This is a genomic window from Thermomicrobiales bacterium, from assembly GCA_023954495.1.
Classification (GTDB): domain Bacteria; phylum Chloroflexota; class Chloroflexia; order Thermomicrobiales; family CFX8; genus JAMLIA01.
On record JAMLIA010000029.1, the window covers coordinates 12,109 to 35,241 of the forward strand.

Below are 23,133 nucleotides of genomic sequence, written 5' to 3' on the forward strand. Positions count from 1 at the left end.
AATGAGGCGCGATCACAACAGAAGATGCTAGACCATGTAGCCGATCTTACGGTCGATCGTTCCCGCACAGTCTTCTGTACGGATTCGACCGGCACACGCTCGATCACCTCGTCAAAGAAGCCATCAACGATCAGCTTCCGCCTCGGTGCGAGAGATACCGCGGCTCATCAGATAGAAGACGTACTCTTCCTCGATCTGAGCGATCGTCGCGCCGTGCGTACAACGCACATCGTTCGCGCCAATCTCCAGGTTCGGGATCGAGTCGGCCCGCGCCGTCGGGGACAGGATCAGGTTGCGGTTTGCCTGATAGGCGTCGGTGCCATGCGCTTACAGACTCGATGACGCCGGAATAGACCGACCGCGAGCGATCTCTGATCGCGCCTTGAACAGCAGGTCGCTCGATGCGTACGGCGACTCGTGATTCTGGCGGGTCTGGTTGTCGAAGTGGTTGGTGTCGGCGAAGTAAAGACCAAGCATCTCAGCCGACGAGCCGGCCTCGACCAGGTTAGATGCAATCAGCGTCTTCGACATCCGCGCGCCGAGCGAAACGTTCAGCGAGCGAACGGCGGCGTCCTGATGGATGACACCCTTCTGCGTCGAGAAGTTCCAGGTGTGGCGACCCCAGTCCTGCACCTGAATGTAGCGCACCTGCGCGCCCTCAGCAGCGTGGACCTCAACGACACTGTCGGCGATTGATTCTTCGTCCTGCGTCTCCGAGTCGAAGTCAACGAGCGTCACGTCGGCGTTTTCTTCAGCCACGATCAGGATGTGGTTGAACGTCGCGATGCCGGCAGCTTCCTGAACCGAGAAAACCCGGAATGGCAGATCGACCTCGACGTCCTGCGGGACGAAGCAGGACAAACGCCGTTGAAGTCCAGAATGCACCGTGCAGCGCAGCGAACTTGTTGTCCGTCACCGGCACGGTCGCGTCGCTCATGAAGTACTTCTGCAGCAGCTCGGGGTGTTCGCGGACAGCCGTCTCCAGATCAGAGAAGACGACGCCCTGCTCGGCCAGCGCCGAATCGACCTCGAAGTAGATGATCGACGAATCGCGCTGGACGACGACGCCCGAAACCTCGCCGGCCGCCTCCACCTCAGCCGCGACGGCAGCTGGCAGATCGGCACGACTCGTCAGCCGGTCCGCCTGATCGGCGAACGGCAGAACCTCATCGATCGGCAGCAGGCGCAAGTCGGTACGCCGCCACTCCTCGTCGGTCCGCTTCGGCATCGGGATCTGCTCGAACGCTTCCCACGCCTCAATGCGCTTCTGGCGCAGCCAGTCCGGTTCCTGTCGGCGGTGCGACAGCTCGTCCACCGCCTCGCGCGAGAACCCCTTCGTCGCGCCCTGAATAGTCGTTGACATATATCTCCCTCACGTCGATGGGACGTGGTTCTCGCGACGCGGGCCGGTGTTGGCAGATATGTCTGCCGACTCGTGCCCGCGCCGCGTTTCCCGAACTATCCGACGGACCCTTCCATCTCAAGCTGGATGAGGCGGTTCAGCTCGACGGCATATTCGAGCGGCAGCTCTCAAGGATTGGTCACCGAAGCTGCTGACGATCATGCTCATCGCGTCGGACTCAGAGATACCGCGCGACCGCAGATAGAACAGCTGCTCTTCGCCGATTTTAGAGACGGAAGCCTCATGGCCGACGCTGACGTCATCTTCCTCAATTTCAATATACGGATAGGTGTCCGAGCGGCTGGCTTCATCCAGCAGCAGCGCGTCGCAAACCACGTTGCTTTTGCTGTGGTGCGCACCCTTGCCTACCTTGAGCAGACCGCGGTAGCTGGCGCGGCCGCCGTCCTTGGAAATGGACTTGGAGACGATTTTGGAGCGGGTATAAGGCGCCCCGTGGACAACCTTGCCGCCCGCGTCCTGGTGCTGGCCGTCGGTCGACATCGCCACCGAGAGAATCTCGCCGCGAGCGCCCTCTTCCATCAGCCAGACAGCCGGGTACTTCATCGTGATCTTGGAGCCGAGGTTGCCATCAACCCACTCCATCGTCGCGTTCTTGTAGGCGGCGGCACGCTTCGTCACGAGGTTGTAGACGTTCTTCGACCAGTTCTGAATGGTCGTGTAGCGGCAGCGCGCGCCTTCCTTGATGACGATTTCGACGACTGCCGAGTGCAGCGAGTTCGACGAATAGGTCGGTGCGGTGCAACCCTCGACGTAGTGGACGTAGGAGTCCTTCTCGCAGATGATCAGCGTCCGCTCGAACTGCCCCATGTTCTCGGCGTTGATGCGGAAGTACGCCTGCAGCGGCACCTCAACGCGAACGCCCTCGGGGATGTAAACGAACGATCCACCCGACCAGACCGCCGAGTTCAGCGCGGCGAACTTGTTGTCGTTGGGCGGAATGATCGTGCCGAAGTACTGCTTGACCAGTTCCGGGTACTCGCGCACGCCGGCGTCCATGTCGAGGAAGATGACACCCATCTTCTGGAGGTCCTCACGCAGCGAGTGGTAGACGACCTCGGACTCGTACTGCGCGCCGACACCGGCGAGGAACTTCCGTTCGGCTTCTGGGATACCGAGCTTCTCGAACGTGTCCTTGATGTACTCCGGAACCTCGTCCCAGGACTTGCTGGCCTTCTCGGTCGGCCGGATGTAGTAGTAGATGTCCTCGAAGTCCATGTCGGAGAGATCGGCTCCCCAGGTCGGAACCGGTCGCTTCTTGAAGTAGTCGTATGCCTTCAGCCGGAACTCGCGCATCCACTCAGGCTCGCCCTTCATCTCGGAGATGGCGGCGACCTTTTCGGGATCGATTCCCTTCTCGGCCTTAAAAACGTAGTCTTCTTCGTCGCGGAATCCGTACTTGTACTGTCCGAATTCCAGCTCGGATACTGACATCAGCGCCTCCTTGCGCAGTGCTGGACGGCAAGTAGAGCGGCCGTTAAGCCGTCGCAAGCTCCGGCACGTACTTGGCCATGAACTTGTCGTAGCCGAGATCCTCAAGCTCCGACGCCAGCTCGGGGCCGCCTGACTTGACGATGCGTCCCTCAGCCATGATGTGGACGAAATTCGGCTTGATGTAGTTGAGCAATCGCTGGTAGTGCGTGATCACCAGCATCGCCATGTTGTCGGTGAACAGCGCGTTCACGCCGTCCGACACGGTGCGAAGCGCATCAATGTCGAGGCCCGAGTCGGTCTCGTCCATGATGCAGAACTCCGGCTCAAGCATCGCCATCTGCAAAATCTCGGCGCGCTTCTTCTCACCACCGGAGAAGCCTTCGTTCAAGTAGCGGTTCGCGAAGGACTCATCGACCTTCAGCAGCGCCATCTTCTCGCGGAGCGTGCGGCGGAATTCGCGCGGGGTGAACGGAGCGACATCCTCGCCCTCGTCGGCGCGGCGCTGGCGACGCGAGTTCGCGGCCATACGCAGGAAGTTCGCCATCGAGACGCCCGGGATCGAGGTCGGGTACTGGAAGGCGAGGAACAAGCCGAGCTGTGCGCGCTCGTCCGGCCCCATCTCCAGGATGTTCTCACCCTTGTAGAGAACCGCGCCCTCGGTAACCTCGTAGTTCGGGTGGCCGGCGACGGCATACGCCAACGTGCTCTTGCCGGAACCGTTCTTGCCCATCAGCGCATGAATCTCGCCGCGCTGGATGGTCAGATCAACGCCACGCAGAATCTCCTGGCCCTCAATGCCGGCGTGGAGATTCTGAATCTGAAACAGTGGGGTATCGCTCATAATCTGGCTTGCGCCCTCCACAAGGTATCGACTTTCCGACGCCCGTCCTTCGCGCGCCGTCGCGACGACATGCTCGTCGCACTTAGTATACCGCTAGGTTGATTAACTCTGGGACTCAACCGTCGACTGACACACCGGACAGACACCGGAGAAAACGGTCTGGTGCCCAGAGATGTCGTAACCGGTCTGCTCGGCAGCCACCTGCTGGGCGAGCAGCGCAGTCGGAACGTCGACATCAACCAGCGTGCCGCAGACGAGGCAGTGCACGTGATCATGCCGGTCGACGCGCTTATCGAAGCGGCTGGCCTGATCGCCAAAGGGGAACTCAAGGATGAGCCCGCGCTCGGCGAAGAGATGCAACGTGCGATACACCGTGCCGTATGCGATCGTCGGATACTTCCGGTGCACGCGCTCGAAGATCTCGCCGGCAGTCAGGTGCCCCGTCGCCGAACGGACCTCCTCCAGAATCGCCGCGCGCTGCGGCGTCATCCGAAAATCTACCTGCTCACAAAAGAGCTCAGCCCGCTCCGCCATAGTTGCGAATCACTCCCAGTTGAGAATCACTCCTAGATGTCCACCGAAACCATAGCAATTTCATCGGCATTGGTCAAGATTTGGAGCCGCGGGCCGTCCAGGCTTATGCCCCAGCCGTCGCGCGGGGCCGACGACCTCCGATTCCAGGCTGATCATGCAGTACTGCACCAAGCGCTTGGTCATGCCCCTGCGCGACAGCGCGATGACCGCTGATCCAGCAGCAAGCCGTCGGCCCGGCATTGGCGCTGCAACTCCTGTCACGCCGCGAGGGTCGCTTCGCTTTCGAGACCGATTTCGCCATGACCGCCCACTCGTCGCTATAATCGCGCCAGTATCACCCCAATCTCGCATCCGATCCGTACCCGTGCAGAGGCGTGGGAGCATGGCACGCACGAGCCGTCCCCAATCGGTGTCCATCGTCGGTCGCGACCGCGAACAGGCGCTCCTCGCCGCGCACCTCGCCGACGCGCGAGTCGGCGGGGGGTCGCTGGTCCTCATCGGCGGCGAGGCGGGAATTGGCAAGACGGCACTTGTGCGCGCCCTCGGAGCCGCGGCTGCCGCCGAGGGCTGGCTCGTGCTGACCGGCACCTGCTACGACTCCGGCACGAGACCTCCCTATGGCCCCTGGTCCGAAGTGGCCGGTGGAGCGCAGCGACGCGGCGATTTGCCCGACGTCCCACCGCTGTTGCGCGATCGCGAACTCCTGGCGCGGGCACCCAGTCCCGACATCGTCATTTCCGAGCTGGATGCCTGGCTGGCGGAGCTCGTCGAGCGTGGTCCACTGCTGCTGATTGTTGAGGATCTCCATTGGGCCGATCCGGAGTCGCTAGCCTTCCTGCGTTCCATCGCGCGCCGGGTCGGCGAGTGGCCGCTCATGCTGATCGCAACCTACCGGGCTGACGAGCTCGTGCTCAACCCGGCGCTCGACCAACTCCTGCCGCACCTCGTGCGTGAGTCGAACGCCCACCGCATTCGCCTGCTCCCGCTTGACGTACCGGGCATCCAGGAGCTTGTTGCGGTTCGCTATGCCTTGCCGGACGACGACATTGCCCGATTGGCCAAGCACCTCGGCAACCGAAGCCAGGGCATCCCCCTGTACCTGCTGGAACTCCTGCGGTCTCTGGAGGAGGAGGGGCGCCTGCGTCGCACGCAGAACGGCTGGACGCTCGGCGAGATCGAGATGAGCCGCGTTCCGGCGCTGGTTCGGCAAGTGATCAATGGGCGCATCGCGCGTCTCGGCCCCGATACCAGGCGACTCCTGGAGCTCGGCGCGGTGATCGGACAGGATATCCCCTTGCTGTTGTGGCGGCGGGTCAGCAGCACGAGCGGGGAGCAGTTTGATGAGGCAATCGAGCGCGCCCTGGAAACGCAGCTGCTTGAAGAAGCACCGTCAGGGTTATCCCTGCGCTTCACCCACGCACTGGTTCGTGAAACGCTGTATGAGGGACTCTCGTTGCCGCGCCGCCAGTCCTGTCACCGGCAGGTGGCTGAAGCCCTCGTTACGGAGGCGGGAGCGGAGCCGGAAACGATCGCGCATCACTTCCGCCAGGCGCTCGATTCGCGTGCCGTCGACTGGTTTATCCAGGCCGGCAGGCGGGCCGAACGGGTTGCCTGGCTGACGGCCGCCAGTCACTTTGAAGCGGCACTCGCGATGATGACTGCTGATTCAGATCCCGGCGACCGCGGGTGGCTCCTCTTCCGCCGCGCGAAGTTGCTGCGGAGCGCCCAGCCGCGCACATCGCTTGCCATTCTGGATGCGGTTTAAGTACTCGCTGTCGAAGCCCAGGATGCGCTGCTCCAGGCATACGTGACGGTCTACCGGGGGGAGATCCGCTGTACAGTCGGCGAGGTACGGATGGGATTAGGCGACCTTGATACGAGCGTCGCTCAACTCGCCCACCTGAACCCCGCTGATCTGCAGCGTCTGGGCGAACTTGAGCGTCAGCGGATCGTTTTGAGTCGCTCCGACGTCGCCGGACTGCTGTCATCAACGCTGGCATTTGTCGGCCGCATCGACGAGGCACTCGAGCAGGCCGACGCCATCATCGAACGCGCGGACGACGTTCCGATGCTCGCCTGGTGGGCACGCGCCATCGCGCTCGCGCTCGCGGGCAAGGACGACGAGGCACGCGAGGCATTCGCAGTCTGCTGTGATGAGATGCGTCGTGTGTCGGCTGACGCAGCCGTTGCTATCCTGCTGTTGCAACAACTCTCTTTTATCCAGATTCCATACGGTGCGGACAACCTGGCCGAACGGCGGCGGATTGCTGCTGCGGGAGAAGCCGCTTGGCGCGTGTCCAGTGGTGCGCACGACAACGTCCCCCCGCACATCGCCTGGTTACCGCTCCTGCAGATCGAGGGAGACTGGTCGACGGCGCGCGAGTTGGCCCTGAGTGGTGTCCAGCTGGCGGATCAGACCTCAGAGAAGCATCTCGCCTCCACCGTCGTCCTTGCCCAGGTAGCTCAGGCACAAGGTGATGTGCCGTCAGCCTGGGAGTATGTGAATGCGCTGCTGCGGGGCGGTCCACAGACGCTTCCAGGGTATGTCGACCTCGCGCCGAGTCTCGCTCTGCTTCGAGTTGCCGTGGCGCTGTGTCTCGATCGCGACGACCTGACCGCCGCCCGTGCCTGGCTCGACGCGCACGACCGGTGGCTGCACTGGAGCGGAGCGATACTTGGCCGCGCCGATGGAGAGTGCGCCTGGACGCGATATTGTCTTGCAACTGGGGACATCGGGCGGGCACGTCAACACGCGGAACAGGCGCTGGCGTTGGCGAGCGAGCCGCGTCAACCGCTCGCATTGCTGGCCGCGCATCGCCTTCTCGGCGCGATCGAGGCTCACGCAGGCCGACTCGTCGACGCCCGCCAGCATCTTGACACAGCGCTGGCGCTGGCGGATGCCTGCGCGGCACCGTACGAGCGGGCCCTCACGCTCCTTGCCTGTGCGGACCTCTTCCTCCGCGCCGGAGACATCGACGAGGCTGCTGCGGCGCTGGATGAGGCGCGGGCAATCTGCTCTGCGCTGGCCGCTGCGCCCGCTCTGGCCCAGATCGAAGCGCTTGCGGCGCGACTCGCAGACCAGTCGCGTGCCATGCAGCGGACCGCGCGGGTCGGGTTGAGCCCGCGCGAGATCGAAGTGCTGAGACTGCTCGCCAGCGGTCGAACCAATCGCGAGATCGCCGAAACAATGTTCCTCAGCGCGCGCACAGTCGAGCGCCACATCACGAACCTCTACGCCAAGATCGGTGCGCAGAACCGCGCTGAGGCGATCGCCTTCGCCCACGAGCACGCCCTCAACTAGGCCCCGGCTCCGACACGCACTACGTGGTTCACGCCACACTCCCGCCACCAATCGCGGAGATTCACGGATGCCGCACGGCGATCCGCCGCCTACTGTGGGAGACGTTCGAGGGATTCGGCGGCGGGTGACGTCCGTGGGCGCTGCCCGCCGGCGGACCCTCGGATCTTCCAGCCTTCGCTCGGCAGGTGTACCAATCATGGGAGCCAGGCGCGCTATAGCGCAGCCAACTCCAGGAAGAGAAGCAGACAATGCAACGATGCTGGCGTCTACTGCTGATTTGTGTGCTCGTCGCTACCGGACTGGCCACGCTACCTGCCGCCCCAGCTGCCGCCGAGACCGGCGACGCCGTCGCCGGCGGCATCGTTAACGCCTGGGGCTACGACGTCTATGGCCAGACAACTCCGCCAGCAGGACTGGGCGATATCGTCGCGGTCGCGGCTGGCGGCTATCACTCTCTGGCACTCACGACGGACGGCACCGTCACCGCCTGGGGGCGGAACAGCGAGGGCCAAACGGATGTGCCAGCGGACTTGCACAACGTCATCGCCATCGCCGCGGGTAGCTTCCACAGCGTGGCGCTCACGGCGGACGGTACTGTTGTCGCCTGGGGATTCGACGATCAGGGCCAAGCCATGGTGCCGGCAGGATTGACCAATGTCATCGCGATCGCTGCGGGCAACAGCTTCACCGTCGCAGTCACCGCGGATGGCAACGTCACTGCCTGGGGTCGGAACATTGAGGGCCAGACCACGGTGCCAGCCGGGTTGAGCAACGTCATCGCCATTGCTGCGGGCTCTTCGCACACCGTGGCGCTCAAGACGGATGGCACCGTTGTCGCCTGGGGAGAGAACGACTTTGGCCAGACGGATGTGCCAGCGGGATTGAGCAACGTCGTGGCGATTGCTGCAGGCTTCTCGCACACCGTGGCGCTCAAGGGGGATGGCACGATCACCGCCTGGGGAGATGACGCTCAAGGCCAGACGACGGTGCCGACGGGGCTGAACGATGTCGTGGCGATTGCTGCGGGCTTTTCACACACCGTGGCGCTCACGGCGGATGGCACCGTCTTCGCCTGGGGAAATGATAATGGCGGCCAGGCATCGGTCCCGTTCGGGTTAAGCAACGTCATTGCTATCGCCGCAGGCGCCTACCACACGGTGGTGGTCAGAAAAGCGGGCCTCGTCACCACCTGGGGATCGAACGATGAAGGCCAGGGATCGGTTCCGGCGGGCCTGGACGACATCGTCGCAGTATCCGCAGGTGCCTACCACACCGTGGCACTGCACGGAGACGGCACAGTCACTGCCTGGGGATCCAACGCGCAAGGCCAGACCGATGTGCCACCAGGATTGAGCAACGTCAGGGCTATCGCCGCAGGTGGCTTCCATACGCTCGCGCTGCACGGGGACGGCACCGTCAGCGCCTGGGGCTGGAACCATTTCGGCCAGACGGATGTGCCGGCGGGATTGAGCAACGTCATCGCCATCGCCGCCGGTGCCAACCACAGCGTCGTCCTTACGGCGGACGGCATCGTCACCGATTGGGGAGCGAACTTCTCCCATCAGACGGATGGGAACGACTCGCTGAGGAACATCGTGGCCATCGCCGCTGGCACCAACCACACGCTGGTGCTCAGGTCAGACGGCGAGGTCGCTGCCTGGGGGAACAACAGCTCCGGCCAGACGGATGTGCCGGCGGACTTGCACAACGTCGTCGCCATCGCCGCGGGGCTCAACCACAGCGTGGCGATCACGGCGGACGGTACTGTTGTCGCCTGGGGCGATAACGCTCAAGGCCAGACGGCGGTGCCGGCGAGCTTGCGCGATGTCGTGGCCATCGCAGCGGGCGACAACCATACGTTGGCGCTCAGGATGGACGGCACCGTCATCGGCTGGGGGCGGAGCAACGAGGGCCAGACGGCTGTTCCGGTCGGGCTGAGCGACGTGGTGAGCATCGCCGCTGGTGCCAACCACAGCGTGGCGCTGCATCTCTTCACCACACCGCCGAATCGTGCTCCGACAGCGCTAACCCTGAGCCTGAGCAGTGCGGCCGAGAACAGCGCGATCGGAACCAGTGTCGGCACGTTTACAACGACCGATCCTGATACGGGCGACAAGCACGGCTACAGCTTGGTGGCCGGCGAGGGCGATACCGACAACGCCGCTTTCACCATCAGCGGAGACACGCTGCAAACGGCGACGGTCTTCGACTTCGAGAGCCAGAGTAGCTATAGCATCCGCGTGCGAACGACTGACATCGGAGAGCTCATCTTCGAGGCGATGCTCACCATCACCGTCACCGATGTCAACGACGCGCCGATCGCGGCCGATGACAGGTACACGACTGCCGTGGACACGGCGCTGACGGTACCCGCACCCGGCATGCTCGGCAACGACACCGATCCTGACGGCGACTCCCTGTCCATCATCCCTGGCGGTGGACCGTTCAATGGCAACATCGTGTCGAATCCGAACGGCTCGTTCACCTATACGCCCAATCCGGGGTTCAGAGGTACTGACACATTTCACCTATCAGGCTAACGACGGCAACGCGACCCCGAATGTTGCCACCGGTCACAATCACGGTGTCGTCCGCCAGCGACATCCTGGTCGCCACGGACGACACCTACAGCACGGACGAGGAGCGCCGTCGATCGCCACACCCGGCGTGCTGGATAACGACAGCATTGGCGACGGCCTGACAGTCACCGCAATCGTCGTTGACTCGCCGCAACACGGCACGCTGTCGTTGAATCCGGACGGCTCCTTCACCTACACGCCGAACGCCGATGCCAACGGCAGCGACAGCTTCACCTACCAGGCGACCGACGGCACGGCGACATCGAACGTCGCGACCGTTGCGCTCACGGTCAACCCGATCAACGACGCGCCGGCAGCGGTCGGCGATGCGTACGTCACCGACGAGAACACGGCGCTGACCGTGGCCGCCCCCGGTCTGCTTATCAACGACACCGACATCGACGGCGATACGCTCAGCACCGCGCTGGTACTCGATCCGTCCAGCGGCTCACTGACACTCAACGCCGATGGCTCGTTCAGCTATACGCCCAACCCGGGTTTCAGCGGTTCTGACAGCTTCACCTACCGCGCTGAAGACGGCATCGTGGGATCAAACGTCGCTACCGTCACTATCACGGTGCTGTCCGTCAACAAGACTCCGACCGCTGATGCTGGGGGGCCCTACAGCGTGGACGAGGGTGGCACGGTCGCCGTCAACGCGACCGGATCGGACGCCGAAGACGCCTCGCTCAGCTTCATCTGGGATCTCGATGGCGACGGCATCTTCGAGACGCCTGGACAGACCACGACCTTCCCGGCCACCGATCTCGACGGTCCGGCGACGCGCACGATCGCTGTCCAGGTTAGCGACGATGACGGGGGCGTGGCGACCGACGTCGCGGACGTGACGATCCGCAACGTCGCACCGACGGCCGCCTTCAACGCTCCGTCCACTGTGGACGAGGGTAGCGCCATCACCCTCGCACTGACCGACCCATCCGACCCCTCGACCGACGATGCGCTGGCCGGCTTCAGCTACGCCTTCGATTGCGACGACGGCACCGGCTATGGTGCCTTCAGCACCTCCCCCAGCGAGATCTGCCCGACGAGCGATGACGGCGCGCGCACGGTCAAGGGCAAGGTTCGTGACAAGGACGGCGGCGAGACCGAATACAGCGCCGCGGTCATGATCGCCAATGTCGCGCCGCGCATCACGCTGGACGGCGCAGCCACCGTCGACGAAGGCGGAGTCTACACCGTCACCTTGCGGGCAGTGGCCGATCCCGGCAACGACAATGTGAGCGCCTACATCATCGACTGGGGCGACGGCAGCACCGAGACCGTTGGCGAAATCGGGGATCTGAGCCACGTCTATGCCGATGGCCCGTCCAACCCCACGATCGCGGTGGACCTGACTGATGAGGACGGCACGCACTCCGACGCCGGGACGCTGGCGATCACGGTCAACAACGTCGCGCCGGTCATCGATCCGCTAACGCTCACCAACGCGGCGGGCCAGGTGCTTGGGACTGACACCGATATCGTCGTGGTCGGGATGGAGGTCGATCTCACCTCCCTCTTCACTGATGTCGGCGGACAGGACACCCACACCGCGACGATCGACTGGGGAGATCAATCGTCCAGCGTCGACATCAACCCCGCCGCTAGCCCGATCATTGCCAGCCACACCTTCGATAGCGTGGGCACCTTCACGATTGCGTTGACCGTCGTTGACGACGATGGTGCCAGCGCGACGCAAAGTGCCGTGGTCAACGTGGTCGATCCCGTGACCGCGACTGCCGCCGTCGTCGATGACCTGACGGCCCTGGCGCGCGAGAAACCCAACCTGGCGCTTTTCGCGACGCTCAGCCTGTTGCGCGGCAATAACGGTCGCGCAGCTAACAATGGAGCGCTCGCTCTCCTGGAGGGCGACCCCGGTGCCGCGCTGGTTAAGCTGGGCATGGCGCTCACGGTGCTCGCATTCGCACCGGATTCCGATACCGTGGCCAACGCTGAGTACGTGCTGACCTCGGTCGCGAGGGCGGTGGCGCTGCAGCATCAGGCCGAAGCGATCGTCGCGCTTGGCAGCAACCCGTCGAAGGGTGAGCAGAAGCAGCTCGATCGAATCGCCGACGACATCGCCACGGGGGACCGCTTCCTGGCGAACGGTGCCTATCCCAAAGCGGTCAGCATCTACACCGGCGCACTCTGGAGAGCACTCGATCTGCTCGTGACACGGGAATCTCAAGGGTGGCGTTGGCCGCCACGATCCACGCCTCGATGATGGACAAGCCCTGCGGATGAATCCGCACGACCCCGGCGGAACGGGGTCGTGCGGACGGAAGCGTTGCTAGCCGCTAATCCATCGATCCGGTCAGATAATCGAAGGCGGAGAGGACGTGAACGCGGACGGTGCCGTAGAGGTCGTCGAGGGTGACGTACTCATCGGCGGTGCCCATGTTGTAGGGAACCGGGCCGTAGACGTAGGCCGGGATGCCCTGCCAGCGCCAGAAACGGCAATCGGTGCCGCCGATGCTGATGGCCGGCTTCGGGCGGATGCCGCGCACGGCCTCGCCGTTGCGTTGCAGGATGCGCACCATCTCATGGTCTGGTGTGCAAACTGATGGCTCGCTCATCTTGAACAGTTCGTAGGAGGCACCCGGGTAATCAGCCAGGATCGCCTCAAACTGCTCCAGCAGCGACTGGGCTGACAGCCCGGCCGGCGCGCGCAAATCGACGCCGGTGTAGCAGTCCGCCGCGATGACGTTCGTCTTGACGCCGCCGCGAATGGTGCCGATGTTGACCGTCACCTGCTTGACGACGTCGGTCGCGCCAGCGCCGAGGGCGGCGTCCAGCTCCGGGCGGGCCGCCTCGACCGCCGCCAGGATGTCGTCCGGCAGGGTGACCTCCTGGTCGGCCAGCTTCTCGATGCGGCTGATGATCTCAGCCGTGACCTGAATCGCGCTCTGGCTCAGGTGTGTGTAGGCACCGTGGCCGCCGGGCGTGCGCACCAGCATGTCGAGCCAGACCGGCCCCTTCTCGCCGAAGCGGATCGTGTACGGGGTGCTCGGCTCGCCGTTCAGGACGCAGTCGCCGATCACATCCGGGTGGTTGTCCATCAGGTAGCCGGTGCCCCAGGTGCCGCCGGTCTCCTCGTCGGAGACAGCGGTGAGGGTCAGGCGGCCACTGAGCTGCTGCCGCATCTCATGCAGATACATGTATGTAAGGAAGGACGCGGCAGTGCCGGTCTTCATATCAATGACGCCGCGACCGAACAGCTTGCCATCGCGGACTGCGCCGGAGAACGGATCGTCCGACCACTGGGTGGGATCACCGGCCGGGAAGATGTCGATGTGGCCGTTGAGGATCAGGTGCTTGCCCGGCTCACCACCGTCGAAACCGGCGACGACATTCGGCATCGTCGGCTGCGGCGCGACAACCTCGTGGTCAAGTCCACGCTCGGACATCCAGTCGGTCAGATACGCCGTCGCAGCTGTCGTATCGCCGTCTGGGTTTTCGCTCGGGATCTGGACGAACTTCTGGACAAACTGAAGGATCGAGTCAGCGTCGCGCTCCAGACGCTGCTCCAGCGCGGCCCGCGCTTGCTGATGGTCCATGCCCACTCCTCCTGTAGTAGCGCGGCGCACGTCGGGCCATCGTGCCCATCGTGCGCCGCTGCGGTCTGCTGATTAGTCCTCAAAGTACCAATCGGCGATATCGTACGTCTCTTCGGTCCACGGGCCAGGGTTGTTGCCCTTAAGCCGCGAGCTCTTGCCGTCCACCCGCTTACGGGCGATGAACGGCACGGTCACGACCTCGTTGACGATCATGTCGTTCATGGCGATGAAGAGCTCGGACTGCTTGGCCGGATCCAGCTCGGTCAGAGCCTTGTCATAGAGATCGTTGTACTCATCGTTCGACCAGCGGCTCAGATTGCGACCGGCCCAGCCGTTCGACTTCTGGGCGATGTCGACGTCCGGATCAGTCGACTTCCAGTACGACATCAGGTCGATCGGGAACGGGCGACCGTTAAGCGCGAGCATCTGCAAGTCGGCGTAGAAGTGCTTCCAGGTGTCCGGATTGCCAGAATCAGAAGAGAAGAAGACGCTGGAATCGATAGACTTCAGCTCAACCTCCATGCCCAGCTGATCCCATGCCTGCTTCATGATCTCCTGCGCCTTCAGCCGCAGGGGACTGATTGTCGTCTGGAACAGCACCTTCATCTGCGTGCCGTCCTTCGAGCGCGGGCTGCCCGACCAGCCGGCCTCATCCAGCTTGGCACCAGCGTCATCCAGGTTATAGGAGTAGCTCGTGTTCGGTGAGACGAACATATCGGGAGCGACGATCGCGTTGCTGGTCGCATCGGCAGTCTGGCCGTACAGCTGCTCAACGATCGTGTCACGGTCGATGCTCAGCGGCAACGACTCGCGAACGGACTTGTCGCTAAAGAACGGATGCTCTGTCGATGGCTCAGAGCGCGCACCATCGACTTCCGTATTCGGGTCGGCGAAGTTGATGAAGAGGTGCTCGACGCTGCCGTCCGGCAGCACGATCAGCTCGCCGACGCCGCCGGAGAGCAGGCTATCCAGGACAGTCTTCTCAACCTGCAGGTTAATCGCGTAATCGACCTCGCCGGACTGCAGGACTGCGCGGGCCGCCGCCGGTGCATCGCCGCCGCCCTTGTATTCGACCTTCTTGAAAAACGGCTTGTCCGGGAAGCGGAAGTTCTCGTTGATCTCGAAATTGACCACGTCGCCCGGCACGAAATTGGCCACCCTGTACGGACCAGTCCCGACCGGATTGAGGTTGTACGGTGCGCTCTGCGCTCGCTCGCCCATCTGGTCTTCGAGCAGGTGCTTCGGCAGAATCGGCGCGCCGTTGCTGGTGCCACGCCCGAAGATGTTGTACCAGGCCGGATCAGGTCCGTTCAGATGAATCTTGAATGTCCGATCATCGACGATTTCGATGTCGTCGATGTTTGCAAACGCCGGGCTGGATGTCGTTCCGGCGGCCGGGTCCACAACCCACTCCCAGGTGAACTTGGCGTCGTCGCTGGTGACCGGCGTGCCGTCCGACCAGAGCAGCCCCTCCAACAGCGTGTAAGTAATCGTCTTGCCGTCCTCGGAGATGCCGCCGTTCTCCAGCGATGGTGCCTCAACGCACTGCACCGGCACGATCTCACCGGCCGGTGTCACCCGCACGATCGGCTCAAGCACGATTGCAGCGGGTGCAGAGATGAGGTTGCCGTTGGCGAAGTGCGGATTCAGCATCGGCGGGGCCTGCCAGTACAGGATCCTGAGCAGGTCGCCATCGCCGCGACCCCGGCCGCCGGTTGACTCTTCGGTGCTGTCGCCTGATGGCTCGGTCGCGGTCTCGCCGCCCTCGGGCGTGCTGTCGCTGGTTGATTCTGTGGCCTCGCCGCCGTCGCTCACGTCAGTGGCTGCAGCGGTTGCGGCCGGAGTCTCGTCGTCGCCGCCGCAGGCCGCCAGCAGCCCGGCGATGACCGGCGCGCTCAGGCCGAGGGCCGCTCCACGCTTCAGGACAGCGCGACGGGGCAGGCGGCCAGCCAGTACCGCTTCGAGCGCTTCCACGCTCGCTGATCGCGAAATTTCTCGTTCACTCACTCAACTCACTCCGTTACTTATTCTCGGAACATCCCAATGCAGCAAATTCGATGCAAGTTGAATGCCCCAAACCACGCACGCTCCTCCAACTGGCGTGCAATTGCGTCAAAGCATACCCACAAGAGCGTGTAATCAGTCGCCAACGTTGCTCTATCTGAGCAGTGCAGCGGAATAACCGCGCGGGGCGGCGTGTATATTCAGAGTGTGGATTGCTGCACAATGACGGCCAGAGAGGCCGTGCGCAACCGACGATTCAACGAGGAGGCGCCAATGGCAACTGGCGAAGGTTATGCGAACCCACATGTGCTCGTGAGCACGGCGTGGGTCGATGAACATAAGTCCGATCCCGGGCTGCGGATTGTTGAAGCCGATGAGGACGTACTGCTCTACGAGCTCGGCCACGTTCCCGGCGCGGTGAAGATCGACTGGCACGAGCACCTGCAACGGCAGGACACGCGCGACTTCATCGACGCTGACGGATTCAACGCGTTGATGAGCAAGCTCGGCATCAGCCGCGACACAACCGTGATCTTCTACGGTGACAAGACCAACTGGTGGGCCGCCTATGCGTACTGGTTCTTCCGTTATATGGGTCACGACAACGTCAAGATCATGGACGGCGGTCGCAAGAAGTGGGAAGCCGAAGGGCGCGAGACGACGCGCGAGGTTCCCCAGATCACCCCAACCGACTACACCGGCGCCGAGGAGCAAGAGAAGCTGCGCGCATTCCGCGACGATGTCCTCAAGCACATCGGCTACGAGCGTCTGCGCAAGGTCGGCGAGGGCGGCCCACTCGTCGATGTGCGCTCACCCGGTGAGTTCAGTGGCGAGCTGCTGCACATGCCGGATTACCCGCAGGAGGGCGCGCTGCGCGGCGGGCACATCCCCGGCGCGAGCAACATCCCCTGGGGCAAGGCAGTTGCCGAGGACGGTACATTTAAGAGCGCCGAGGAGCTGCGCGCGATCTACGAGGCCGAAGGCGTCACACCGGATCAGCCGGTTGTCGTCTACTGCCGGATCGGTGAACGCTCATCGCACTCGTGGTTCGTTCTGCACGAGCTGCTCGGCTATCCCGATGTTCGGAACTACGATGGCTCGTGGACTGAATGGGGCAATGTGATCGGCGTGCCGATCGAGCTCTAGTCTCCCAAAGCCGCTAAGGCCAGGGCGTTCAGCGATTGAACGCCTTGGCAGGATAGAGAACAAGCAAGGCATGGATCGCCAGGAACAGATCGAAATCCTCGTCGACCACTACCAGAACCCACGTCACCGTCACGCTATGGACGACCCGGATGTCACAATGCCGGGCGGTAATCCAGGCTGCGGCGATGTCATCACCGTTTATCTCAAGCCCGGCGAGGACGGCAAATCCATTGCCGAACTCTCCTGGGAAGGGGACGGCTGCACGATCAGTCAGGCTGCCGCATCAATCCTGATGGAGATGGTTCACGATGAACAGTGGTCGCTGGACGACGTGCTGGAGCACGACTACACGACGATGATCGAGGTCCTCGGCAAGGAAGCCGTACAGATGCGGCCCAAGTGCGCAACGCTGGCGCTGGGCACGCTGAAGGCGGCTGTGCGCAAGCTCCAGCGCGACGAGCTTCGCCGTCAGCACGGAATGAATCCGGACGGCACGCCGATCGACGCCGACCCGGAGCACGACAGCGAGTTCGGCATCGTCGTTGGCGAAAAGGCCTACGACGAGCAACTGCCGGAGGGCGTGTCGCGCGAGCACTAGCGCACCGTTCCCAACGATGCACAGCAACGACCTCTTTCGCGAACTGCGGCGGGGTCGTTTGGCTATCGACGGCGCACGGCAGCACGCATCCGTTCCCACAGCAAGTCGAGCGGCGTGTCCAGCGATGTCACCGAAGAAAACCCGCCGGAAGCGCTGAAATCCGCACAGTCACTGCTATACTGTCTCCTAGCGGATCAGGCCGCCATCGCGTTCGCGTGCCATCGTGCAGCAGGCGACGAGCCGAGGGCGAGAAGGATGTCTGTCGGGCGATCCCTCGCAGACCGGTCCGGCGGGCCTGATCGATGTTGGGAGGACTTGCCAATGTTCCGTTGCAGGATCTGCGGATATATAGAGACCGGTGAGGCGCAGCCCGCGGAGTGCGTATCGTGCGGTGCGTCGAGCGACCGGTTCGTCCCGCTGACTTCCGACGAAGTCAGCCAGATCATCGGCGGGCGCACCTCGTACGGGGTTGTCAGCCAGGATCAGTCAGAGACTCCGGTGGATGACACACGCCGCATTCGACTGCTGGCGTTTGTCTCGTCCGAAATGTTCTCGCCCTTCACGCGGCGCTCCGGCGCGCGTTACGCTGTCTACACCGGCGATCAACGCTGGTTTGCCGATAACATCCCGTGCCAGAAGGCGTGTCCGGCGCACACTGACATCTCCCGGTACATTGCACTCATTGCCGACGGACGCTACGCCGACTCGTTCGAGCTGAACCGGGAGAACAACGTCTTCCCCGGCTGCCTCGGTCGCATGTGCGCTCGCCCGTGCGAGACGGCCTGCCGTCGTCAGGTGGTCGATCAGCCGATCGGCATCTGCTATCTGAAGCGTGTGGCGTCTGACTACCGCGGCGAGACGCGCCGCGATGTTGCGCCGCCGTGGAACGGCAAGACCGTCGGTATCATCGGCTCCGGCGCGGCCGGCATGAGCGCCGCCCGCCAGCTCGGTCGCCAGGGCTACCGCGTCACCGTCTACGAGGCTATGCCGGTTCCAAGCGGCATGATGTGGGCCGGTGTGCCGGAGTGGCGTCTGCCGCGCGACGTCATCATGGAAGAGATCGAGATGATCCTCGATCTCGGCATCGACCTGCGCCTGAACACCAAGATCGGCGTGGATATCTCGTTCCAGGATCTGGTAGATAGCCACGACGCCGTCGTCATCGCCGCCGGTAATCAGGCTGTCACGCCGGTACGCATCCCCGGCGAGGACATTCCGGGCGTCGTGCCGGGCCTGACCTTCCTGGAGGAGATCAACCTCAATCTGGTGCCGGACGTCTTCGTCGGCAAGCGCGTCGTCACCGTTGGTGGTGGATTCACCTCGATGGACTGCATCCGCACCGTTCTCCGGATGGGCGCGGAGAAGTCGATCATGACCTACCGCCGCTCGGCACACGAGATTCCGGTCGACGCACTCGAAGTCGAAGAGGCCGAGCTGGAAGGCTGCGAGATCATGTACATGGTCTCGCCGACGCGCTGCATCGCCGGTGATGACGGACACGTCTGCGGCATCGAGTTCGTGCGCAACGAGCTTGGCCCGCCGGACGCCTCGGGTCGCCGCCGACCAGAGCCGGTCGAAGGCTCGGAATTCATCATCGAATGCGATCAGGTCATCATCGCCATCGGCCAGTATCAGGACAATTCGTTCTTCCCGGATGGCTTCTTCCCCGAAGTTGATCGCAGGGGCGTGCCACATGTCGATGCCGAGGGGCGCACAGCACATCCGAAGGTCTTCGCTTGCGGCGACTATGTCACCAACCCGCTGAACTTCATCTCGGCGATCGGTGATGCAAAGCGCGTCGCCGAGCACGTCCACGCCGCACTAAGCGACACTCCGATTCCGGTGCCGGACTTCGAGATCACGCGCGTGCCGATCGAAGATCTGCATACGCCGAATCCGCTGCTGGCCGAGGGCGTCGCCGAGTGGTCGGCCTCCACGATGAGTCGCCGTCTGCGCTGGGGTGATAACTACACCTCGGTGCAGCGCCAGATCATGCCGACGCTGCCGCTTCAGGAGCGCGGACTGTTCGCCGACGAAACAACGCTGGAAGTCGAGTTGGGCTATCCGAAGCCGGTTGGCTTCGACGAGGCCAAGCGCTGCCTGCAGTGCCAGCTCAACATCTTCATCGACGGCGACCGCTGCATTCTCTGCAACGGCTGCGTGGATATCTGCCCGGTCGGCGTGATCGAGATGATCTCGACTGACCGCATCTACTCGATCGACAACGATGTCGAGCTCGCCGAGCTTGCTCGCGGTGAGCTGGGCACGAACGCAGTCGCCATGATTATCGACGAGATCGCCTGCATTCGTTGCGGCGCGTGCGTCGAGTGGTGTCCGACGGAGTGCCTCACGATGGAGCATTACCGGCCGGTGCCGCTGCCAAGTCGCGAATCGACCGACCTGGCGATCGTCGCCGACGGATAACCGCTCCGACGCTACACAAACGGCAGTCCCGTCCGCGGGGCTGCCGTTTGTCGTATATCTCGATAGACCTGCTAGCATGTGCCGATCGCCCGCCCTTCCCACAGGGCGTGCTATGATGGTGTACGTACATCACAACCAGCACATGCCAACAACGTTTTTCGACACAAGAGTCGAGTGCTATCAACAGCACATTCGTCAACGAGGCACGAACAGGAACTGTCGTGAGCAGCCGCTACGTCATCATTCATGGGCACTTCTATCAGCCGCCGCGCGAAGACCCGCTCACCGAGGAAATGCCCTGGGAGCCAGGCGCGCACCCATACCATGATTACAACGAGAAGATTCTGGCCGAGTGTTATCGACCGAATGCCGACCTCGGCAACTTCAGCCGGATGAGCTTCAACATCGGCCCGACGCTGGCGACCTGGATGCGGCGGCATCATCCGAGTGTGTTGCGCCGGATTGCGAATGCCGACCGACTCGCGGTTCGCGAGAGCGGCTTCGGGACGGCAATCGCGCAGGGCTATCACCACACGATCCTGCCACTCGACACGCCCCGCGACCGGCAGACCGAGCTACGCTGGGGAGTCAGGTCGTTTGAGCTGCTCTACGGTCGCAAGCCGCGTGGGATCTGGTTGCCGGAAACGTCCGTCGATCACGCAACACTGCGGGACTGCGCCGATGAGGGTCTGACGTTCACCATCCTGGCATCCGGCCAGTCACGACCGCGAGGGCCGCGATCCGGTGCGTATGCTGTGTCGCTGGGTGGAGAACGAGCATTCACGGTGCTGACCTACGATGCGGGGCTGGGCGGCACCGTCTCATTTGATCCGGCGGCGACCGTCCATGCTAGCGAGTTCGCCGCGCGGCACATTCTGCCGAATCTCAGCCAGGGCGACGGCAGTGCGGCAGCCATCACGATCGCCACCGACGGCGAAGTCTACGGCCACCACCATAAGTTCAAAGACCTGTTTCTGCAGGACCTGCTCGCGCGAAGACTCGCTGAGTATGGGCTGACTCCGGCGTCCGCCGAATCGTTTGTGACCATGCATCCGGCGACGGTCGAGGCGGAGTTGGTGGACTTCACATCGTGGGGCTGCGGCCACCATCTCGCGCGCTGGTCAGATGGCTGCGACTGCACGGCTGGCTCGTCCGCCTGGAAGCGACCGCTGCGCGACGCGTTCGACGCGTTAGCAGCACGAATCGACCACGAATTCGAGGAACGCGGCAGCATGTACCTCATCGACCCGTGGGGTGCCCGCGATGCCTATATCGATGTCGTGGAAGGCGCTGTGTCGTTCTCTGAATGGTACGAGCAGTGGCGGACAAGCCACGGCGACGAAGCGATCGCTCGACAGCTGCTGGAGTCGCAGCGTTTGCGCCTGTCGATGTACGCGTCGTGTGCGTTCTACTGGGAAGCGCTGGATCGGCTGGAGCCGACCTATGGCATTCGGCGTGCTCGCGCTGCGGCGACGCTGCTGGACAACGCTTGCAGCACGAGCCTGGCGTCGGCGTTTCAGCATGATCTCGCAGCGCGGCTGAATCGCCCGGAGCCGCAGGGTCTGGACATCGCAGCAGCCGGATAGGCGAGCGACTGGTGATTGCTCACCAGCCGCCCGATCTGCCTAGATGTTCGGGATGATGTCGTCGGCGATCATCTTGAGACCGTCGATGTCGTCCTGATCGAACGTCTGCAGCATGATGCGCTCGACACCCTGCTTGCCACGCTCCTGGATGAGCTCAATGACCTGCTCGACGGTGCCGGCGAGGTAGCCGCGGTCGCGAACGCGCTCGAACGCTTCCTTCGGCTCGAGGTCGCGCAGCGTTGGCACGATCTCCTGCAGGCGGCGCGTGCGGTCCAGCACCTCGGCCTCGTTGCGACCAATGACATGGCCCAACATCATCGAGCGGTGGATCTCCTCCGGGTCGCGGCCGATGGCGCGGCAGTGCTCGGCCAGCACGGCGCTCTTGTGGTTGTAGGCATCGACGGTCATCGTCGAGACGTTCCACTCTTTGGCGTACTCGGCGACGATGCGGAGCGTGCGCTTCTCACCACTGCCACCGATCAGCATTGGCACGCCGCCCTCAGTCGACGGCACCGAGGTCGTGCGCGCGCCCTGCAGCTGGTAGTACTCACCATCGAACGTCACGGCCTCGCCGGTCCAGAGCAGCTTGATGACCTTCAGCGCCTCTTCAAAGCGATCAAAGCGCTCACGGAGTGGCGGCAGAGGGAAGCCGAACGCCGGATGCTCCTGCTCGTTCCAGCCCGCGCCGATGCCGAACCAGTAGCGTCCGTTCGAGATCTGGTCGAGCGCGGCGGCCTCGGACGCCAGATGGACCGGGTGGCGGAATGTCGTCGGTGAGACGAGCGCGCCGAACTCGACTCGCTCGCTCCAGATCGCAACGGCAGTCAGCGACGGCACGAGCGAGAGGGTTGGACGATCGATCTCGCCCATCACTGAGAACAGGTGGTCGGAGCGCCAGACCGAGTCGAAGCCAAAATCCTCGCCGGCCCGAACGATCTTGTCCCAGCGCTCCCAGGTCAGCCCTTCCTGACCCTCGATCATGATCCCCAGTCGAACCATGTCTCCGTACCTTTCGTTCAATTGACGGTGCGTATCGCAACTATCACAATGTTCCGCCGCCATTGCACGGACGGCGTCATTGCAGCATAACACCTGATCATCAACGGCCCGTGGTTCGGATACTGCGATGGGGGAGTGCCAACGATGGCGCGGCCGGTTTCCGGCCACGGAGGAGGTCATATCGACGCGCACTACAAACAGCACGCCGATGAGATGCGGCAGACATCGCCTCAGCTTCGTGAAGCAGATTCTCGGCACGAACGACACATCCCCGGCGCGGCGGCGCTTCTTCGCGCTCTCGCTGCCGTCGTCGTGCTGTTCGTCGTTCTGCAGGTCTACTCGTGGTTCCGCAAGACGTTCTTTGTCCCGCCGAGCAGCCTCGGCTTCGAACACGCGCGCGAGATCATCCGTCTGCAGCGCTGGCTCGGCATTGGGGTAGATCGGGTCGAGATCCCGTTGCAGCAGCATGTCATTGCGCACCCGTGGCTGATCGATCTGTTCAATCATTACTACCAGCAGATGAAGATCGTCGTGCTGGCTTCGGCCGCGCTCTGCGTCGCGCTGACGCCGGCTGCGTTCTGGCGGGTGGCCCGCGTGTTCGCGCTCACGACGCTGATCGCCTTCCCGATGTACGCGATCTACCCGCTCGCTCCGCCGCGCCTGATGCACGAGCACGGCTATGCGTTCGTCGATACGCTGGCGGTCTACGC

At 63.4% G+C, this 23,133-nt stretch carries 15 protein-coding genes and 2 pseudogenes; 9 read left to right on the forward strand and 8 right to left on the reverse strand.

Annotated features, from left to right (window positions below):
• Positions 1–123: 123 nt before the first annotated feature.
• From M9890_07675 to M9890_07695, 5 genes and pseudogenes are all read right to left on the reverse strand, one after another.
• Positions 124–738, reverse strand: a pseudogene (locus M9890_07675) (SufD family Fe-S cluster assembly protein).
• A 13-nt stretch (positions 739–751) separates the two neighbouring features.
• Positions 752–1,363 (reverse strand): hypothetical protein, encoded by a 612-nt coding sequence (locus tag M9890_07680; protein ID MCO5176831.1) that lies wholly within the window; start codon positions 1,361–1,363, stop codon positions 752–754.
• A gap of 95 nt (positions 1,364–1,458) precedes the next feature.
• A pseudogene (gene sufB / locus M9890_07685) lies at positions 1,459–2,854 on the reverse strand (Fe-S cluster assembly protein SufB).
• A gap of 43 nt (positions 2,855–2,897) precedes the next feature.
• Positions 2,898–3,695 carry a Fe-S cluster assembly ATPase SufC gene (gene sufC, locus M9890_07690; GenBank protein MCO5176832.1) on the reverse strand — a complete coding sequence of 266 codons (798 nt, stop codon included), beginning with the start codon at positions 3,693–3,695 and terminating at the stop codon, positions 2,898–2,900.
• Between the two features lie 102 nt (positions 3,696–3,797).
• Positions 3,798–4,229: a transcriptional repressor gene (locus M9890_07695; protein ID MCO5176833.1), complete on the reverse strand. Its 432-nt coding sequence runs from the start codon at positions 4,227–4,229 to the stop codon at positions 3,798–3,800.
• Between the two features lie 382 nt (positions 4,230–4,611).
• On the opposite strand from M9890_07695, the gene M9890_07700 reads away from it, so the two are divergent.
• The 4 genes from M9890_07700 (at position 4,612) to M9890_07715 (ending at position 12,333) form a co-directional block, all read left to right on the forward strand.
• A complete protein-coding gene (locus tag M9890_07700) occupies positions 4,612–5,994 on the forward strand; it encodes an AAA family ATPase (protein ID MCO5176834.1) in 1,383 nt (460 codons plus the stop codon).
• A 90-nt stretch (positions 5,995–6,084) separates the two neighbouring features.
• Positions 6,085–7,530, forward strand: coding sequence for a helix-turn-helix transcriptional regulator (locus tag M9890_07705; protein MCO5176835.1), 1,446 nt, complete (start codon positions 6,085–6,087; stop codon positions 7,528–7,530).
• Between the two features lie 248 nt (positions 7,531–7,778).
• Positions 7,779–10,070, forward strand: coding sequence for an Ig-like domain-containing protein (locus M9890_07710; GenBank protein ID MCO5176836.1), 2,292 nt, complete (start codon positions 7,779–7,781; stop codon positions 10,068–10,070).
• A 127-nt stretch (positions 10,071–10,197) separates the two neighbouring features.
• A complete protein-coding gene (locus M9890_07715; GenBank protein ID MCO5176837.1) occupies positions 10,198–12,333 on the forward strand; it encodes a tandem-95 repeat protein in 2,136 nt (711 codons plus the stop codon).
• A gap of 73 nt (positions 12,334–12,406) precedes the next feature.
• Here M9890_07715 and M9890_07720 read toward each other — a convergent pair whose 3' ends face one another.
• Both M9890_07720 and M9890_07725 read right to left on the reverse strand, forming a co-directional pair.
• A complete protein-coding gene (locus M9890_07720) occupies positions 12,407–13,666 on the reverse strand; it encodes an ArgE/DapE family deacylase (GenBank protein ID MCO5176838.1) in 1,260 nt (419 codons plus the stop codon).
• 72 nt (positions 13,667–13,738) lie between these two features.
• Positions 13,739–15,673: a peptide ABC transporter substrate-binding protein gene (locus M9890_07725; GenBank protein ID MCO5176839.1), complete on the reverse strand. Its 1,935-nt coding sequence runs from the start codon at positions 15,671–15,673 to the stop codon at positions 13,739–13,741.
• Positions 15,674–15,943: 270 nt separating this feature from the next.
• On the opposite strand from M9890_07725, the gene M9890_07730 reads away from it, so the two are divergent.
• The 4 genes from M9890_07730 to M9890_07745 all read left to right on the forward strand — a co-directional run bounded on the left by M9890_07730 (position 15,944) and on the right by M9890_07745 (position 21,424).
• Entirely contained in the window at positions 15,944–16,816 is an 873-nt protein-coding gene (locus M9890_07730) for a sulfurtransferase (protein ID MCO5176840.1), read from the forward strand.
• A gap of 70 nt (positions 16,817–16,886) precedes the next feature.
• Positions 16,887–17,414, forward strand: coding sequence for an iron-sulfur cluster assembly scaffold protein (locus tag M9890_07735; GenBank protein MCO5176841.1), 528 nt, complete (start codon positions 16,887–16,889; stop codon positions 17,412–17,414).
• A 498-nt stretch (positions 17,415–17,912) separates the two neighbouring features.
• The gene (locus M9890_07740) at positions 17,913–19,838 is read left to right on the forward strand and encodes an FAD-dependent oxidoreductase (GenBank protein MCO5176842.1); all 1,926 of its coding nucleotides are present in this window, start codon (positions 17,913–17,915) and stop codon (positions 19,836–19,838) included.
• Positions 19,839–20,059: 221 nt separating this feature from the next.
• On the forward strand, positions 20,060–21,424 hold the full coding sequence (locus tag M9890_07745; protein ID MCO5176843.1) for a DUF3536 domain-containing protein: 1,365 nt from the start codon (positions 20,060–20,062) through the stop codon (positions 21,422–21,424).
• 39 nt (positions 21,425–21,463) lie between these two features.
• Here the strand turns inward: M9890_07745 and M9890_07750 are convergent, their stop codons facing one another.
• Complete coding sequence (locus tag M9890_07750) at positions 21,464–22,423, reverse strand: LLM class F420-dependent oxidoreductase (protein MCO5176844.1); 960 nt, start codon at positions 22,421–22,423, stop codon at positions 21,464–21,466.
• A gap of 144 nt (positions 22,424–22,567) precedes the next feature.
• Here M9890_07750 and M9890_07755 point away from each other — a divergent pair.
• A partial coding sequence (locus tag M9890_07755; GenBank protein MCO5176845.1) for a phosphatase PAP2 family protein occupies positions 22,568–23,133 on the forward strand: 566 nt, incomplete at its 3' end.